We start from the raw sequence: 15470 nt of genomic DNA on the forward strand, positions 1-15470 counted from the left end.
GCGCGCTCGGTGCCTCGCTTCCATGTGCAATGGCGGGCCCGTGGTTTCATGGGTCCGAGATCAGCGTCAGGCTGTCGTCGTCCTGGAAGGTCTCGATCTCGGCCACCCATTGCAGGAGGCGCACCTGAACCTCCTTGCTCGCCTCCTCGACGCGAGCTTGTACCTCTTCGACAAATTTCTGTTTCATGCCTGAAGGCCCATTGACCATGGTGGTGAGGATCTGGGCGGTCAGAGAATAGATCTTGCGTTCGTCGAGCGGCAACGCCGGATGCAATGAAAGGAGCGACACGTGTTGCGGCAGTGTCCGCAAATAGACCGCCTTGAAGACCAGCAGCTTTGCTTCTTCCTTGAGCACTTCGATGGGCTTGTCGCTGTTCGGCGAGAACTCGCTTGCGTCGACTTCCCGAAACAGTTTTTTGAGTATCGACACGAAAGGTCTCGGAAGCTCGAGTGTGCTGAAGTAGTTCAGCAATGGCGACAACAGAGAGCCCATGAAGTTGTTCCACTTGTGGTTGATCTCATTGGGCATACCCGATTGATTCAATGGAGATATCCCTTGCTGGGCATGAGAGGTCCGCACGTGGGCGATTATCTGGGAGTACTCCACCGTGCGATGCGCAATCAGCTGCAGCAGTGGCTGTGCGGACGCGGCTCCGAAAGGGCCCAGCAGGGCGGCAAGCGGCTTCAGCGCAGGGCTGTTATGGCGAAAGATGCCCAGTCCTTGGAAGGCTGCGGATTTCAGTGTGCTGGTGAGTTGAACAGTCACTTCCGTCCATTCGTCCTTCGTCAAACGGTGTTGCTCGATGAACTCGCTCTGGAATTGCTGTGCGATGACAACAGTCGCGACCTGGCTCAGATGGTTGCGCGCCTGGGTCTTTTCGGATTCAAACGCCGCTGCCTTCAAGCCCTTCATGCAATGCTCCAGCGGTGCAGCCAGCGACTTCACCAACAGGTTCAATTGGTCCTGAGTGGGCGTTGGAAGGTAGTGTGCGGTGCTGCGCACCAATTTGAAAATGCAGAACTGCTGGCACACCATCTTTCGAGCCCCGGAGCCTGTGCCGATCTCCGCGTGCATGCCTGCGGAGAGAAGCTGAAGGCGAAGGCTCAGCGCTTGCGTGTCTTCGGCGTTGGTGAAGTAGTCCGGAAACGCATTCTTGTAGCGCTGAATGGTTTGCTGCTCCGAACGCTTCTTCGTCGTCGTCATCGCATCCCAACGTGATTTCGACAAGGCTGCCAACTCGGGGGAGCGCGGCGACTGCGCTTGAGCGCGGGGCGATTGAAGCCGGGGAGAATGGGGACTGCGAGTCGCCGTCGAAAAATCCCTCTGGCGCGGCACGCGCTCCAGTTTGGGCCTCGGCTCCTTCTGCTGGAGCGAAAGAGCACGCGACATTGACTTCAGCTTCGTCCGGTGCGGCGGAGGGGGCAAGTCGTATTCGGCATTTCTGTGCACCGGCGGCTTTTCCTCTCCGGAACGTCCCGGCGTGCGCAACAGAGGCTTTCGCTCGGTGGACGCCGTGTCGCCGTCAGGATGCTGTCCTGTGGATCCGGGCGGACGAGATGCGGGAGCGGAGGGAAGAGCCGCGCCAGTGCCTGCCGTCTGCGCTGTCGTCGTCGTTGTGGTCGTGATCGTCGTGGTTGTCGTCGCGCTTTCGCCGGGAAGCTCCGGCTCGCCCGGGGCGCCGACGCATTTCGCAAAGAGCTCGCGGTCGGCGAGCGTCAAATCCGATTCGATCCCCGGCATGACCGGCACCGGCGCGCCGCCCCGGTGCGATGCGGAACCAAGAACGTCTCCGAGCTTGGGTCGCGGCGAAACCGGGTTTGTGCCCGTTGGCGCTGGCTGATGGAGATCCCTGGATTCCTTCTTCTCGGGTGAGACATCTCGTGGGCTCGGGGCCGGCGAGCCAGGAGAAGAAGGAGGAGTGGGAGGAGAAGAGATTGAGCGCATTGCATGCTCCGTCATCTGGTAGGTGGGCCGAAATGTCCGGGCGGGAACGCCGATGACTGTCTGCCGCTCTCAGGCCATGGCGGCCATGAACAAGTCACCACCTTCTTCGAGAGGCGAGGCTTCGCAGTCCAGAGGATCTGCGACCATTCGCCGGGCCGCCTCCGTGTTTTCGACGTGCGTGCGCAAGGCATCGGCGATGTATTCGCCATCGAGAACGTCCGCATCCAGAAGATGAGTACAGAAGATGGCACGGGACATGCCGATGTCGAACGCATAGCCGCCACCGTAGGCGCTGTGCTCCTTCAGATTGAGTTCCAGGAGTTGCTCGCACACGCGCGCCTTGTCGTCGGGGCTCACGACGCCGAGATCGATGTAGCAGGCGATCGAATCCGGATCGTGCGTGGCATCGAACGCGAGCACGACTTCAACGTTGTCGATCGAAAAGCTGTAGCGCCCGTCGTCCAGCAATGGCTCATGGCCCAAGGCAAATGCCGTGGCTTCGCAAATTTCTTTGAAATGTTCCTGATTCATGAAAAGAAGAGTTCCTGATTCGATGGCTGAGGGTTGTGGTGCACGAACGATGGACGCGCTTGCGCAAGCACTGGGTAACGTGCGTTTTCGCCCAGTTCCATTTCTCGCGGAGATGCGGCGAAAGCCGGACGCGAATGACCCTTGGTCTCGGGGTGCCGCAAGCGTGGTTCGGACTACTGCGGCTCGAGCTTGTCCGCAAGTTGTCCGAAAAATTCGACAACGAGCGGCAGCATTTCCACTGTGATTCCCATTCTTTCGGGACGCGGCTGCGTGTCCGGCTTCATGGTGTAGCTGATCAAGCGTTGGAGTCGGCTCAGCATCAGCGCATGGATCTCTCGTTCGATGGGGGTTTTGAAGGGATCCGTCGAGGGCGCTGCCAAGTGCGAGACAACCAGGCGCAAGAACAGGAATTGAACGAGAGCAAGCTTTGCTTCGCGCCGGCGAAGCCTGGCGGCATCGGATGCTTGCGACGATTCCAGGGGCACGCTGTCGTTGATCTGGGCAAACAGGTGGCGGATCGTGTCGGCGATCGGGAAAGAGAAACTGAAATTCCCCAGAAAGCGAATGGCATCCGACATCAGGAGGTTCCTCAAGTCGGCCCTGCTGTTCAATAGCGCGATCGCATCGCTGGCCCCTTTGACCTGCTTGAGTTCCGAGCTGCGCTTTTGGTATGTTTCGATCAGCGGCATCGCCAGGGCGGCCCCATAGGGGAGCAAGGCATCCAATAGAGGATTTATCTGCATCCCGATTTCGATGGTTCTGAGCGTCAGCCTGGTCTGTGGAGAGGACAGCATCCTGCGGAGTTCGGCCGAAAGCCGAGTCCATATCTCGTCGAACAGGCGATGGTGCTGAAGGAACGCGTCGGGATAGCACTTTGCAATCACCGAGATGATGCTTGTCTCCAGGCGCTTGTACGCTCTGGCGAGATGCGCGGCAGCGGATCGGCCTATCAGCTTCTGCCTCTTCATGACCAGATGCCATTCCTTGACGCAGTAGTCCAGCGACGGCCCCAGCAGTTCCGTCATGCGATCCGGTTCACTCAGGGCCGCAGGTGGAGTGAAATGCAAGAAATGCTGAATCAGATCCGGAATGCAAAAACTCTGAAACTCCCGGGTGATGACGGCACGCCTGACCAACCGGGCATCTCCGCGGCCCTCGATAGGTCGTCCCCATTTTGCGATGCGTTCGTACAACTGCTTGATGGCCGGGTCGGTAAAGCATCCTGGAAAGGCTTGATAGTATTGAATGCAGATTTCTTCTCGAAGACGTTTGTTGGTCTTCGCAATTTCTTGCTCTCTCGTTGGCGCCTGCACGGTTCTGCGAGTTGAAAGCACCGTCTTCTTCGGATTTTTTCTCGCTTTCGCAATCGAATGGCTCAGAGGGGTCGCTTTGGAGTCCGGAGAAGAATGAATCTTCAGATCTCTCGCTCTCGACGTGTACTCCAATCTTCGTTTGGGCGCTTGAGGAATAAGCCCTGTCGGTGTCTCTGCGACAACAGGCGCAGACGATGTGGAAGGATCGGCCTCGGGCAAGTTGCCTTCCCGCTTGGGTGAGTGCGACGTTTCCGCGAAGTCGCCGGACAAAGATCTCCGTGACGTGCCTTGCAAGGTCAAGGCCCTGCTCTGAAAAAAGACCGGCACCGGTGCACCTGTCCGATGCGTTGAGACCTTCCACTCGCGGGTTCCGCGCTGCTGCCCGATGACGCTGTTCAAGCGCCTTCCTTCGGGCGCGTCGGAAGCTGCGTCGAGGGTTGAATGCGTTTGCGTGCCGACTTTCGATATCGGGCGATCGGTCAGCGGTGGCGGCGTGACCCGATGCTGGCGCGGCGAATCCGGCGGCGAGGCAGGCGGCGTGGTGGAGGGCGACTGGCGAATGGATTCCATGCGAAGGGTCTCTCAAGGGAGTTGATTGAGGAAAAGGAAGGAGGTCAGCGCGAAGACCCCGGACTACGTAACTCAGGACCCGGGTTGGTTCCTTCGGTGAACAAGACCATGGGCGCGCAGAGCCTGTGGCCACTTCATAGAATGACGTCCATGAACAAGCCCGTTGCCTATACCCGCGCAAGCAAACTTCCGGACATCCTTGCGCAACGCATCGCGATCCTCGACGGCGCCATGGGCACGATGATCCAGCGCTTCAAACTCAACGAAGCGCAGTACCGCGGCGAGCGCTTCAAGGATTTCGAGCGCGACGTCAAGGGCAACAACGAACTGCTCTCGCTGACGCTGCCGGACGTCATCAGCGACATCCACGAAGGCTACCTCGCGGCCGGCGCCGACCTGATCGAGACCAACACCTTCGGCGCGACGCGCATCGCGCAGGAGGACTACAAGATGGCCGATCTGGCGCGCGAGATGAACCTCGCCTCGGCCCGGCTCGCGCGTGCCGCCTGCGACAAGTTCAGCACGCCGGACAAGCCGCGCTTTGTCGCCGGCGCCCTCGGTCCGACGCCCAAGACGGCGAGCATCAGTCCCGACGTGAACGACCCGGGCGCGCGCAACGTGAGCTTCGAGGAACTGCGTGCGTCCTATTACGAGCAGGTCGAGGCGCTGGTCGAGGGCGGCGCCGACCTGCTGCTGGTCGAGACCATCTTCGATACGCTCAATTCGAAGGCCGCGCTGTTCGCGGTCGACGAGTATTTCGAAGCCAGCGGCGAGCGCCTGCCGCTGATCATCAGCGGCACCGTGACCGATGCCTCGGGCCGGATCCTGAGCGGCCAGACCGTCACCGCGTTCTGGCACAGCGTGCGCCACGCGCGGCCGCTGGCGGTCGGCCTCAACTGCGCGCTGGGCGCCGCGCTGATGCGCCCCTATCTGCAGGAGCTGGCGCGCGTCGCCGACGACACCTTCATCAGCTGCTATCCCAATGCCGGCCTGCCCAATCCGATGAGCGAGACCGGCTTCGACGAAACGCCCGACGTCACCTCGCGCCTGCTGCACGAGTTCGCGACCGATGGTCTCGTGAATATCGTGGGTGGCTGCTGCGGCACCACGCCGGAACACATCGCGGCCATCGGGCAGGCCGTCGCGCCGCTGGCGGCACGCACGCCGCATCGCGCGGCCTTCTACCGCGAAGCAGCCTGAGCGCTGCTCGCGGCCGCTTGTGAAGCCGAGATAAAGAAGCTCTCCAAAGGTTGGCGCGGTGCACGTGCCGGCCAGTTGCAGCGTTGGGGGGACAGCGCCATGGCCGATTGACAACGGGTCGAGCGGCGGCCTACCCTGATCCCAAAGGAACACCCCATGAACCACAGAATTGCCCAGCGCTGGATCGGCATCGGAGCCCTCGCCATGGTGCTGCCGGTCGTCGCGGCTGCGCAGCAGGCCTTTACGCGCGGCCCGCTCAATCTTCGCGCCGGTCCATCGGGCGACTATCCGCTGGTGGCGCGCCTCGGGCCGGGGCAGCCGCTCGAGGTGCTCGGCTGTACCGATGGCTACGCCTGGTGCGACGTGGTGCTGCCCGACTCGATGCGCGGCTGGGCCAATGCGTCGCGGCTCGATTTCGCCTACGAGGATCAGCGCGTGCCGCTGGCCACCTATGGCGCCGCGATCGGCATTCCGCTGATCGGCTTTGCGATCGGCAACTATTGGGCCGATCACTACCGCGACCGCCCCTGGTACGGCGACCGGCGCTGGTGGCGCGGCGGGCCGCCGCCACCGGTGACCGGCTGGCGTCCGCCACCGCCGCCGCACGCAGGCTGGCGGCCCAATCCGTGGCAAGGCCCCGGTTTCGGCCCGCGCCCCGGTCCTGGTCCTGGGTTCCGCCCTGAACCCGGATTCCGGCCTCCGCCGGGGATCCGGCCTCCGGTCGATCCCGGCTTTCATCCGGGCGGGCGTCCGCCCGGCCCGGGCTTCAATCCTGGCAACGGCGGTATGCGTCCACCCGGTCAGGGGTTCGTTCCACCGCAAGGCGGTCCGCATCCAGGCCCTGGCATGGGACGGCCCGGTGGAGAACCCCGGCCCGGCTTCGAACCCGCGCCGCCGATGGGCGGTATCCGGCCGCAACCCCGCGTTCTGCCGCCGTCACCCAATACGCCGTCCTGACGCGCAGTGCGTTCGGGCCCGAGGCAGGTGGCCCGGGACGCGCGATCTACCGGTGAGTGGCGCCGGCGAGCATGCGGCGCAGTTTGCTGCGCAGCGGGGTCTCGTCCTTCGGGGAGGCACCGGTGCCGAACTGCTGCGCGGCGAGTTCGCGGCTCGCGCCGTTGCGCAGGTCGATCTCCTGCACGATCTGGCCCTTGCCGTAGACGAAGGCCATGTCCGCCAGTTCGAGCACGTCGTCGATGTCGTGCGTGATCATCAGCACCGGGATGCCCCATTGGCGGCGGACTTGCGCCAGTTCGGCGCGCAGCGTGCTGCGCAGCATCGGGTTGAGCGCGGCAAAGGGCTCGTCGAGCAGCAGCACCTGGGGCTGGCAGGCGAGCGCGCGCGCCAGCGCGACGCGCTGCTGCTGGCCGCCCGACAGCGTCCCCGGCCGGCTCTCGGCCAGCGCGCCCAGTTCGAAACTGTCGAGCAGCGCCTGCACGCGCTCGGCCTGTTCCGCGGACAGGCGCCACCGATGCCAGGAGGTCAGTCCGAAGGCGATGTTCTCGCGCACCGACAGATGCGGGAACAGCGCGTAATGCTGGAACAGGTAGCCGATGCGGCGCGCCGGCGCGGCCACGTCGATGCCCTTGGCGGAATCGTAGAGCGTGCGTCCGTCGAGTCGCACATGGCCGCTGCTCGGATGAAGCAGGCCGGCGATGGCCTGCAGCGTCAAGGATTTGCCGGCACCCGAGGGCCCGTAAAGCGCGGCGAACGGCACATCCGTCGCGAAGCGCACCGCGAGGTCGAAGCGCCGGCTGCGGTCTGAAACCGTCAGCCTGAGATCGACATCGATCACGGCTTCCCGAAACCGAAGCGCGTCAGCACCTTCTGCGCGGCGTCGGTGGACATGAACGCGATGAAATCCCTGGCCAATGCCTTCTCCTTGCTTTCACCCACGACCGCGATCGGGTAGGTCACGGGCACATGCGCCGAGGGCGTGAGCACCACCTTCACCTTGTCGCCCATGATCGCGGCATCGGTGCGGTAGACGAAGCCCGCTTCGACCTCGCCGCGGCTCACGTAGTCGAGCACCTGGCGCACGCTGTCGGCCTGCACGAACTTCGGCTCGAGCGGGCGCCAGAGATTGGCATTGTCGAGCACCTGCCTGGTGTAGCGGCCGACCGGCACGGTGGCCGTTTTGCCGATGGCGATCTTCCTGACCGCCGCACCCGTGAGATCCTGCAGCGTCTTCACGTCCGGGCCGCCCTGGGTCGGTTCGATGACGACGAGGCTGTTGGTCACGAAGTCCTTGCGTGTCGCGGTGTCGATCAGTTTCTGCTCGACGGCGCGGTCCATCGTGGCTTCGTCGGCGCTGGCGAACACATCGACCGGCGCACCCTGCTGGATCTGCTGCAGCAGCACGCCCGATGCCGCGAAGTTGAAACGGACCGTGGCGCCCGGCTTGGTGGCTTCGAACTGGGTCCCCAGTTCCTTGAACGCATCCGTCAGACTGGCCGCGGCCGAGACGGTGATCTGCTGCGCCGCGGCGGCCAGTGGCAAGGCCAGTGCGAGGACGAGGGACAGCAGGTGGGACGTGGCTCGCATGATGCGGCTCCTTGGTATCAGCGCAGTGAGAAGAACCGGTTCGACAGAACCAGCACGGTGATCGAAAGCAGAGAGGTCACGACGACCAGCACCAGCGCCATGTCGTCCTGGCCGGCCTGCACGGCGTCGTAGATCGCCATCGAAAGGGTCTGGGTCTGTTTCGGGATCGAGCCCGCCACCATCAGCGAGGCGCCGAACTCGCCCATCGCCCGGGCGAAGGCCAGCAGCGTGCCGGCCAGGATGCCGGGCCAGGCCAGCGGCAGCGTCACGCGCAGGAACACCGACCAGGGCGACTGCCGCAAGGTGCTGGCCGCGGCTTCGAGCGAGCGGTCGACGCCTTCGAAGGCGGCGCTCGCCGACTTGAGCACCAGCGGCAGCGCGACCACCGCCGACGCCACCACGGCACCGTGCCAATTGAAGATGATGGTGTAGTCCAGATGCTCCCGCAGCCAGGCCCCGATCGGTCCGCGACGCCCGGCGACCACGAGGATGCCGTAGCCGATGACGGTGGGCGGCAGCACCAGCGGCAGCATGAAGACCGCTTCGAGCACCGTGCGCCCCGGGAAGCGCTTGCGGGCGAAGACCCAGCCGAGCGCCAGGCCCACAATGAGCGCCAGCAGCGTGGCGAAGGCCGCAACCTTCAGCGACAGGCCCAGCGGAAACCAGTCCATGGAAGCGAGAAGCGTCATCGTCATGTTCATTGCAATACGACGTTATTGTCACACATGGCCTTGCGAGATCAGCCGCAGAAGGGCGCTTGGTGCCACATCGGCGCGCAATCTTCATATACTCGCGAATACAGCGATGCGGCAAGATCGCCGCATCCCCCAAGCCAGAAGGCCGACACCATGCGCCGCCCCGAATACGACACCGTCGTTCGCTCGATCACCGGCAAGCCGGAGCTTCGCCGCGTCACCGAGGTTCAGGAATGGCGCATCGAGCAGGAGCTGGATTCCAGCCGCTTCGTCATCTCGGTCGTGAGCGCGGGGGGCGAAGCGCAGTCGTTCCTGGTGGCGCTGACCGATGCCCAGGACATCGGCGACGTGCTGCAGCGCAAGGCCGCGGGGCTCGCCACTTCCGGGGGCTGAGTGGCCCTCATTCCATGCGGTCGTCGGCGCGCACGTCCGGCAGCCGGGCCACGCGCGGCCCGAACCAGCCGACGCGCTCGGTGCTGCGCACGTCGAAGCGCGGCACGTGTGGCTTGATGTCGAGCACCGGCGTCTGGATCGGCATGCCGCTGACCTCGGTGAAGCGGCTGTGCACGATGCCGATCGGTCGGCAGGTCACCGTGTCGTGTGCGCTCATGAAGCAAGCAGCCGCGTGAGCGCGCTGATGTCCGCGGCCGCGGCGACGCGCGCCGCGCTCTCGATCGCGCGGTAGTGCTTGATCAGCTGCTCGCCCACCGGCGTGAGCGCGGTGCCGCCGCCGTGCGACCCGCCGGTGGCGGTGTTCACCGCGGGACTGGCGAGCGCGCGGTTCATCTCGTCGATCAGCATCCACGCGCGCCGATAGGACATGCCGAGCTGCCGGCCCGCGCCGGAGATCGAGCCCGTTTCGGCGATGGCCTCGAGCAGCGCGATCTTTCCCGGACCGATGGCAATGCTCTCGTCTCGGTAGATGCGAAGGCGGAACTGCACTTTGGATTTCATGCCAGGCGAATGTTGATGCGTGGAGCGAAGGGTAAACGATGCTCGGCTGCCGGTCTCGGCGTACCTGTGCCTTGGTTTCGTTATGTCAGAATGAATACATCGATACGCATCGGAGGATGAGGGGATGAAAGAGTCGTCTCGCTGGGCTCTGTCGGCCATGGCCGCTGCTGCCGCGGCGGCATGGCTTGTTGCCCGGGTGCGGAGGTGGGGGCGGCGGTGGTGGCAGCTTCGGTGCCGGGTTCGGCGGTGCACCGGCCGTCACGCAGCTCGATCCTTCGGCCTCGGTGCGCGTGGCCGGTGCGGTCGAGCGGCCGGCGGCCTATGGCGCCGCTCAGGTCGCCGGGCAGCCGGCCACGACGCAAACGGTCCATAGCGGCGGGCGCTCAGCAGCCTGCTTCCCGCTGCAAGGATTCGAGGATCCGCTCGAGCGTCTTCAACGCCTTGGCCGGCGCTTCGAACTGCGCCGCCACGATCGCGCCGTCCACCGCCAGTGCAATGGCCTGCGCGTCCCTGGCGCGATGCCGCGACGGCGGCAGCAGCGCTGCGATCTCTGCCGCCATCGCCCGCTTGTGGGCGCGTGCGATCCCGGTCACCTCAGGCAACGCGCCACCCAGTTCGCCGACGCTGTTGATGAAGGCGCAGCCCCGATAGCCGGCATCGCCGAACCATTCGGCCAGCGCGGGAACCAGTGCGTCGATGCGGCGCCTGCGTCTGGTGCCGTGCCGCTGCAACGCATCGGTGAACCACGCCATCCAGCGCTGGTGGCGATGGTCCAGGAAGGCGCGGATGAGGTCGTTCTTGCTGGGGAAGCACCGGTAGAAGGTCACCTTGGTCACGCCGGATTCGGCGATCACGCGATCGATGCCGGTCGCGCGGATGCCTTCGCGATAGAACAGCGCGTGCGCCGTCAGCAGAATGCGTTCGGCCGGTGGGCGTTCCTTCGAGTTCGGCATGGCGGGAGCGCAAGACATGAGGTCATTGTAGACAGGGCTGTCTACATGGGTTAGATTGGTCTCAGGTAGACAGCTCTGTCTACATGCTCTGCATCCATCTCCAAGGAACCTGCTCATGGAAACCAGACCGCCGCTTCCGCCGTTCACCCTCGAAACCGCCACCCAGAAGGTGCGCCTGGCCGAGGACGCCTGGAACAGCCGCGACCCGGCCCGCGTGGTGCTGGGCTACAGCGAGGACACGCGCTGGCGCAACCGCGCGGAGTTCCCGGTCGGGCGCGCGGCGGCGCAGATCTTCCTCGAACGCAAGTGGGCGCGCGAGCTCGACTATCGGCTGATCAAGGAGGTGTGGGCCTTCGGCGGTGCGCGCATCGCGGTGCGCTTCGCCTACGAATGGCATGACGATTCGGGCCACTGGTTCCGCAGCTACGGCAACGAGAACTGGGCCTTCAGCGAAGCGGGGCTGATGACGCACCGCCACGCCAGCATCAACGACCTGCCGATCGACGAGAGTGCGCGCAAGTTCTTCTGGCCGCTCGGGCGCCGGCCCGACGACCATCCGGGGCTCAGCGAGCTCGGCCTCTAGGACGGCGCACCGGTCTTCTCGCGCGCGATCAGCGCCACGAAGCGCTGCGCGCCCAGGCCCAGGGGCCGTTCGCGCGACCACACCACGTCGACCCACAGGTCGAGTCCGTTCGACAGGTTCTCGAACGGGATCTCCACCAGCGAGCCGGCAGCGACATGCGGCCGTGCGAAGTTGCGCGGCAGCCAGCCCCAGCCGAGGCCGGCCGTGATCAGGCTCAGCGCCGCCAGCGCGTTGTCGGTGCGCCAGACATGGCGCGCGAACACGAAGCGCGGATCGCTGGTGGCGAGGTCGCGGCCGGCGACGACGATCTGCCGCGTGGTGGTCAGATGCTCCTCGCGCAAGCGCCCGCCCGCCGCGGCCAGCACCGGATGGCCGGGCGCCATCACGGCGACCATGGTGTCGCTGGCCACCTCCTGGAAGCCTTCGCGGCCGTCGAGGCTCGGCCGCTCGAACACCAGCGCGAGCTGCGCGCGGCCGCTGTGCAGCAAGGCCAGCGCGTCGGCCTGCGGTGCGGCCAGCACCTCGACCTCGAGCAGCGGGTATTCCTGTGCCAGCGCGGCCAAGGGTCCGCTCCAGGGCGCGGCCAGCAACTCGGGCGCGATGGCCAGCGTGAGGCGGTTCTCCAGCCCCTGGTGCAGCGCGAGCGCCTGCACCTGCAGCTGCTTGAGCTGGGCGGCCAGCAGCCGCGCCTGCGGCTCCAGCGAGCGCGCCGCGGGCGTGGGCTGCGGCTCGCGACCACTGCGGTCGAAGAGCTTCAGGTCGAGTTCGGCCTCGAGATTGGCGACGGCCATGCTGACCGCCGAAGGCACCCGGCCCAGCGCCCGGGCAGCGGCCGAGAACGACCGGTGGTCCAGCACCGCGAGGAAGACCTGCACGCTGTCGCTCGAAAAGCTCATGCCGCGATCTGTCAATAAAACTGAAGGAAGATGACTTTTTATATCAGAAGATCGGACATAAAGTCGCGACATCCCCATCACCCCCACGGAACGAATTCATGCAAGGGCTCAAGCGCCGCGTCATCTACATCACGCTCTACGAAGGACTCGCCATCGTCGCCGCGAGTGCCGGGCTGTCGCTGATGTCGGGCGAGGGCCTGGGCCATTCCGGCCCGCTGGCCGTCATCGCCTCGGCCATCGCGGTGGTCTGGAACCTCGTCTTCAACGCCTTGTTCGAGCGCTGGGAATCGCGCCGCACGGTGCGTGGCCGCAGCCTGAAGCGCCGCATCGCCCATGCGATCGGCTTCGAGGGCGGGCTGGTCGCCTTCCTGGTGCCGGTGTTCGCATGGTGGCTGGACGTGACGCTCTGGCAAGCCCTGATGATGGACCTGGGGCTGGTCGTGTTCTTCCTGGTCTACACCTTTGTCTTTAACTGGGCCTTCGACCTGCTGTTCGGCCTGCCGGCATCGGCCAGCGGTGCGGCGCAGCCGGCCTGATCCGGACGCGCCGGCGACCGCCCGCTCAGGCGTCCGTGAAGCCTGAGGCGAAGGCGCTGCGCAGATAGGCCACGAAGGCCGTGACGGCCTGCGGCACGTGACTCGCGTAGGGGCGAATCGCATGCAACTGCTCGGCAAAGGCGCCAACCGGCTTCCACTGCGGCAGTACTTCGACCAGCTTGCCGGCCTGCAGCCCCGACTGGGCGCTGAAATCGGGCACCAGTGCGATGCCGAGCCCGGCCAGCGCCGCATCCCGCAGCGCCTCGCTGTTGTTGGCTGCGAAAGGGCCGGCCACCGGCACCGTGATCCGTTCGCCCCCGCGCCGCGCGGCCCGCGATTCGAAAGTCCAGGTCGGCGTCTCCTGCGCGCGCGGATAGTGCAGGCAGTCGTGCGTCTTCAGATCCTCGGGCGTCTTCGGCGCCGGCCGGCGGCGCAGATAGGCGCGGCTGGCCACCAGCAGCGAGTGTGTCGGGCACAGCAGCCACGCGACGTGCGTGTCGGGCACCGAAGCCGCGTGACGGATCGCGAGATCGAAGCCCTCCATCGCGAGCGAGCTGAGCCGGTCGGACAGCTCCAGCTCCAGCCGGACCTCGGGATTGGCGCGCAGGAAGCCCGCCACGCGCGGCACCAGCTGCTGGCGCGCCAGCGCGACCGGTGCGGTCACGCGCAGCAACCCACGCGGCCGGCCCGCGAGGTCGCGCACGCCCGCGAAGCTGTGGGCGATGCGCTCGAAGGGCGCTCGCGTTTCGTCCACCAGCCGCTGGCCGGCCTCGGTCAGGCGCATGCTGCGCGTGGTGCGGCGCACCAGCGGCACGCCAGCCGAGCGTTCGAGCTCGGCGATGCGCTGGCTCATCGCGGCCTTGCTCACGCCCAGCCTGGCCGCGGCGGCCGTGTAGCTGCCTTGCTGTGCGAGCACGACCAGCCAATGCAGATGGGTCCAGAGCAACTCGATTTTTTTGTCATCCATGCCGCCATTGTTTACCAACGTGAACAATCAATTCAGCGCCAGCGCCTAGGCAGCAGCAGCGCGGGTTCATAGACTGGGCCTCCCGCACACTCACCGGACAGAGACATGACCACCCAGATTGCCGTTCCCACCCCGATCGCGCACTACGTCGCGGGCCGCCGCACCGGCGGCGCCTCGCAGCGCACCCAGGACGTGTTCAACCCCGCCACCGGCGCGGTGACCGGCCGCGTCGCGCTCGCCAGCCGCGCCGATGTCGACGAAGCCGTCGTGGCCGCACAAGCCGCCTTCCCGGCCTGGGCCGACACGCCGCCGATCCGGCGCGCGCGCGTGATGTTCAAGTTCCTCGAGCTGCTCAACCGGCACCGCGACGAACTTGCCCACCTGATCACCGCCGAGCACGGCAAGGTGTTCACCGATGCGCAAGGCGAGGTCTCGCGCGGCATCGACATCGTCGAGTTCGCCTGCGGCATTCCGCAACTGCTCAAGGGCGACTTCACCGACCAGGTCTCCACCGGCATGGACAACTGGACGCTGCGCCAGCCGCTCGGCGTGGTGGCGGGCATCACGCCCTTCAACTTCCCGGTGATGGTGCCGATGTGGATGTTCCCGGTTGCGATCGCAGCCGGCAACACCTTCATCCTCAAGCCCAGCCCGACGGACCCGAGCGCCTCGCTGCGCATGGCCGAACTGCTCAAGGAAGCAGGCCTGCCCGACGGCGTCTTCAACGTCGTGCAGGGCGACAAGGAGGCGGTCGATGCGCTGCTGGAACATCCCGACGTGCGCGCCATCAGTTTCGTCGGCTCGACGCCGATCGCCAACTACATCTACGAGACCGGCGCGCGCCACGGCAAGCGCGTGCAGGCGCTCGGCGGCGCCAAGAACCACATGGTGGTGATGCCCGATGCCGACATCGACCAGACCGTCGATGCGCTGATCGGCGCGGGCTACGGCTCGGCCGGCGAGCGCTGCATGGCGATCAGCGTCGCGGTGCTGGTGGGCGATGCGGCCGACCAGATCATGCCGCGCCTGGTCGAGCGCGCGAAGCAATTGAAGATCCTCAATGGCACGAACCTCGACGCCGAGATGGGCCCGATCGTCACGCGCGCGGCCCATGAGCGCATCAGCGGCTACATCGCGCTGGGCGAGAAGGAAGGCGCACGCCTGCTGGTCGACGGCCGCGGCTTCGACGGCAAGAGCGCCGGCCAGGGCTGCGAGGCCGGCTTCTGGATGGGCGGCACGCTGTTCGACCAGGTCACGCCCGACATGCGCATCTACAAGGAAGAGATCTTCGGGCCGGTGCTGTCCTGCATGCGGGTGCACGACCTGAAGGAAGCGGTGGACCTGATCAATGCCCACGAGTTCGGCAACGGCGTTTCGTGCTTCACGCGCGACGGCAACGTGGCGCGCGAGTTCGCGCGCCGCATCCAGGTCGGCATGGTGGGCATCAACGTGCCGATCCCGGTGCCGATGGCCTGGCACGGCTTCGGCGGCTGGAAGCGCTCGCTGTTCGGCGACATGCATGCGTATGGCGAGGAGGGCGTGCGCTTCTATACCAAGCAGAAGTCGATCATGCAGCGCTGGCCGGAGAGCATCGGCAAGGGGGCCGAGTTCGTGATGCCGACCGCGAAATAGGGTCTTTTCCTCTCCCTCTGGGAGAGGGCAGGGTGAGGGCATGGGCCTTTGCATTGGTGTGACCGGGTCCACCGTCCGGCGCCCTCACCCCAACCCTCTCCCAGAGGGAGAGGGGGCAATACCCCTCGCTCGACGATCGCTTTAAAATCGC

At 65.6% G+C, this 15470-nt stretch carries 17 protein-coding genes; 6 read left to right on the top strand and 11 right to left on the bottom strand.

From position 1 onward, the window contains the following. Positions 1 to 46 precede the first annotated feature (46 nt). From WDLP6_RS00890 to WDLP6_RS00900, 3 genes are all read right to left on the bottom strand, one after another. Positions 47 to 1741 carry a hypothetical protein gene (locus WDLP6_RS00890; protein ID WP_162590829.1) on the bottom strand — a complete coding sequence of 565 codons (1695 nt, stop codon included), beginning with the start codon at positions 1739 to 1741 and terminating at the stop codon, positions 47 to 49. A 273-nt stretch (positions 1742 to 2014) separates the two neighbouring features. Continuing rightward, entirely contained in the window at positions 2015 to 2476 is a 462-nt protein-coding gene (locus WDLP6_RS00895) for a CesT family type III secretion system chaperone (protein WP_162590830.1), read from the bottom strand. Between the two features lie 173 nt (positions 2477 to 2649). Then, complete coding sequence (locus tag WDLP6_RS00900) at positions 2650 to 4359, bottom strand: hypothetical protein (RefSeq protein WP_162590831.1); 1710 nt, start codon at positions 4357 to 4359, stop codon at positions 2650 to 2652. Positions 4360 to 4509: 150 nt separating this feature from the next. Between WDLP6_RS00900 and WDLP6_RS00905 the strand changes: the two genes are divergently transcribed. Continuing rightward, complete coding sequence (locus WDLP6_RS00905) at positions 4510 to 5559, top strand: homocysteine S-methyltransferase family protein (protein WP_162590832.1); 1050 nt, start codon at positions 4510 to 4512, stop codon at positions 5557 to 5559. 156 nt (positions 5560 to 5715) lie between these two features. Next, positions 5716 to 6516 (top strand): SH3 domain-containing protein, encoded by an 801-nt coding sequence (locus WDLP6_RS00910; RefSeq protein ID WP_162590833.1) that lies wholly within the window; start codon positions 5716 to 5718, stop codon positions 6514 to 6516. Between the two features lie 46 nt (positions 6517 to 6562). Here the strand turns inward: WDLP6_RS00910 and WDLP6_RS00915 are convergent, their stop codons facing one another. The 3 genes from WDLP6_RS00915 to modB are packed head-to-tail and all read right to left on the bottom strand — an operon-like array spanning position 6563 to position 8804. Then, positions 6563 to 7354, bottom strand: coding sequence for a sulfate/molybdate ABC transporter ATP-binding protein (locus tag WDLP6_RS00915; RefSeq protein ID WP_162590834.1), 792 nt, complete (start codon positions 7352 to 7354; stop codon positions 6563 to 6565). Then, positions 7351 to 8103, bottom strand: a complete 753-nt coding sequence (gene modA, locus WDLP6_RS00920) for a molybdate ABC transporter substrate-binding protein (RefSeq protein ID WP_162590835.1) — start codon at positions 8101 to 8103, stop codon at positions 7351 to 7353. The genes WDLP6_RS00915 and modA overlap by 4 nt, the downstream gene beginning before the upstream one ends. Positions 8104 to 8120: 17 nt before the next feature. Beyond that, positions 8121 to 8804 carry a molybdate ABC transporter permease subunit gene (modB, locus tag WDLP6_RS00925; protein ID WP_162565312.1) on the bottom strand — a complete coding sequence of 228 codons (684 nt, stop codon included), beginning with the start codon at positions 8802 to 8804 and terminating at the stop codon, positions 8121 to 8123. 147 nt (positions 8805 to 8951) lie between these two features. Here modB and WDLP6_RS00930 point away from each other — a divergent pair, with 147 nt between their 5' ends. Next, a complete protein-coding gene (locus WDLP6_RS00930) occupies positions 8952 to 9191 on the top strand; it encodes a hypothetical protein (protein ID WP_162590836.1) in 240 nt (79 codons plus the stop codon). Between the two features lie 7 nt (positions 9192 to 9198). On the opposite strand, the gene WDLP6_RS00935 is transcribed toward WDLP6_RS00930, so the two are convergent. The 3 genes from WDLP6_RS00935 to WDLP6_RS00945 form a co-directional block, all read right to left on the bottom strand. Beyond that, the gene (locus tag WDLP6_RS00935; RefSeq protein ID WP_162590837.1) at positions 9199 to 9408 is read right to left on the bottom strand and encodes a hypothetical protein; all 210 of its coding nucleotides are present in this window, start codon (positions 9406 to 9408) and stop codon (positions 9199 to 9201) included. After that, positions 9405 to 9752 (bottom strand): winged helix-turn-helix domain-containing protein, encoded by a 348-nt coding sequence (locus WDLP6_RS00940; RefSeq protein WP_162590838.1) that lies wholly within the window; start codon positions 9750 to 9752, stop codon positions 9405 to 9407. Before WDLP6_RS00940 ends, WDLP6_RS00935 begins: the two co-directional genes overlap by 4 nt. A gap of 383 nt (positions 9753 to 10135) precedes the next feature. Further along, on the bottom strand, positions 10136 to 10723 hold the full coding sequence (locus WDLP6_RS00945; protein WP_162590839.1) for a TetR/AcrR family transcriptional regulator: 588 nt from the start codon (positions 10721 to 10723) through the stop codon (positions 10136 to 10138). 97 nt (positions 10724 to 10820) lie between these two features. Here WDLP6_RS00945 and WDLP6_RS00950 point away from each other — a divergent pair, with 97 nt between their 5' ends. Continuing rightward, positions 10821 to 11288, top strand: a complete 468-nt coding sequence (locus tag WDLP6_RS00950) for a nuclear transport factor 2 family protein (RefSeq protein ID WP_162565316.1) — start codon at positions 10821 to 10823, stop codon at positions 11286 to 11288. Here WDLP6_RS00950 and WDLP6_RS00955 read toward each other — a convergent pair. Then, a complete protein-coding gene (locus WDLP6_RS00955; protein ID WP_162590840.1) occupies positions 11285 to 12184 on the bottom strand; it encodes a LysR family transcriptional regulator in 900 nt (299 codons plus the stop codon). The two genes, WDLP6_RS00950 and WDLP6_RS00955, sit on opposite strands and share 4 nt — an antisense overlap. 98 nt (positions 12185 to 12282) lie before the next feature. On the opposite strand from WDLP6_RS00955, the gene WDLP6_RS00960 reads away from it, so the two are divergent. Next, positions 12283 to 12720 carry a PACE efflux transporter gene (locus WDLP6_RS00960; RefSeq protein WP_162565318.1) on the top strand — a complete coding sequence of 146 codons (438 nt, stop codon included), beginning with the start codon at positions 12283 to 12285 and terminating at the stop codon, positions 12718 to 12720. Positions 12721 to 12745: 25 nt separating this feature from the next. Here WDLP6_RS00960 and WDLP6_RS00965 read toward each other — a convergent pair whose 3' ends face one another. Further along, positions 12746 to 13687: a LysR family transcriptional regulator gene (locus WDLP6_RS00965; protein ID WP_162590841.1), complete on the bottom strand. Its 942-nt coding sequence runs from the start codon at positions 13685 to 13687 to the stop codon at positions 12746 to 12748. Positions 13688 to 13792: 105 nt separating this feature from the next. Between WDLP6_RS00965 and WDLP6_RS00970 the strand changes: the two genes are divergently transcribed. Beyond that, entirely contained in the window at positions 13793 to 15319 is a 1527-nt protein-coding gene (locus WDLP6_RS00970) for a CoA-acylating methylmalonate-semialdehyde dehydrogenase (protein ID WP_162590842.1), read from the top strand. Positions 15320 to 15470 lie beyond the last annotated feature (151 nt).

The organism is Variovorax sp. PBL-E5, assembly GCF_901827185.1.
GTDB lineage: Bacteria > Pseudomonadota > Gammaproteobacteria > Burkholderiales > Burkholderiaceae_C > Variovorax.

Bases quoted from the DNA above. Each gene is read 5' to 3' on its own strand.
- modA (WP_162590835.1), bottom strand. From the start codon at position 8,103: ATGCGAGCCACGTCCCACCTGCTGTCCCTCGTCCTCGCACTGGCCTTG.
- WDLP6_RS00895 (WP_162590830.1), bottom strand. From the start codon at position 2,476: ATGAATCAGGAACATTTCAAAGAAATTTGCGAAGCCACGGCATTTGCC.
- WDLP6_RS00940 (WP_162590838.1), bottom strand. From the start codon at position 9,752: ATGAAATCCAAAGTGCAGTTCCGCCTTCGCATCTACCGAGACGAGAGC.
- WDLP6_RS00935 (WP_162590837.1), bottom strand. From the start codon at position 9,408: ATGAGCGCACACGACACGGTGACCTGCCGACCGATCGGCATCGTGCAC.
- WDLP6_RS00950 (WP_162565316.1), top strand. From the start codon at position 10,821: ATGGAAACCAGACCGCCGCTTCCGCCGTTCACCCTCGAAACCGCCACC.
- WDLP6_RS00955 (WP_162590840.1), bottom strand. From the start codon at position 12,184: ATGAGCTTTTCGAGCGACAGCGTGCAGGTCTTCCTCGCGGTGCTGGAC.
- WDLP6_RS00930 (WP_162590836.1), top strand. From the start codon at position 8,952: ATGCGCCGCCCCGAATACGACACCGTCGTTCGCTCGATCACCGGCAAG.
- WDLP6_RS00960 (WP_162565318.1), top strand. From the start codon at position 12,283: ATGCAAGGGCTCAAGCGCCGCGTCATCTACATCACGCTCTACGAAGGA.
- modB (WP_162565312.1), bottom strand. From the start codon at position 8,804: ATGAACATGACGATGACGCTTCTCGCTTCCATGGACTGGTTTCCGCTG.
- WDLP6_RS00905 (WP_162590832.1), top strand. From the start codon at position 4,510: ATGAACAAGCCCGTTGCCTATACCCGCGCAAGCAAACTTCCGGACATC.
- WDLP6_RS00910 (WP_162590833.1), top strand. From the start codon at position 5,716: ATGAACCACAGAATTGCCCAGCGCTGGATCGGCATCGGAGCCCTCGCC.
- WDLP6_RS00890 (WP_162590829.1), bottom strand. From the start codon at position 1,741: ATGCCGGGGATCGAATCGGATTTGACGCTCGCCGACCGCGAGCTCTTT.
- WDLP6_RS00945 (WP_162590839.1), bottom strand. From the start codon at position 10,723: ATGTCTTGCGCTCCCGCCATGCCGAACTCGAAGGAACGCCCACCGGCC.
- WDLP6_RS00900 (WP_162590831.1), bottom strand. From the start codon at position 4,359: ATGGAATCCATTCGCCAGTCGCCCTCCACCACGCCGCCTGCCTCGCCG.
- WDLP6_RS00965 (WP_162590841.1), bottom strand. From the start codon at position 13,687: ATGGATGACAAAAAAATCGAGTTGCTCTGGACCCATCTGCATTGGCTG.
- WDLP6_RS00970 (WP_162590842.1), top strand. From the start codon at position 13,793: ATGACCACCCAGATTGCCGTTCCCACCCCGATCGCGCACTACGTCGCG.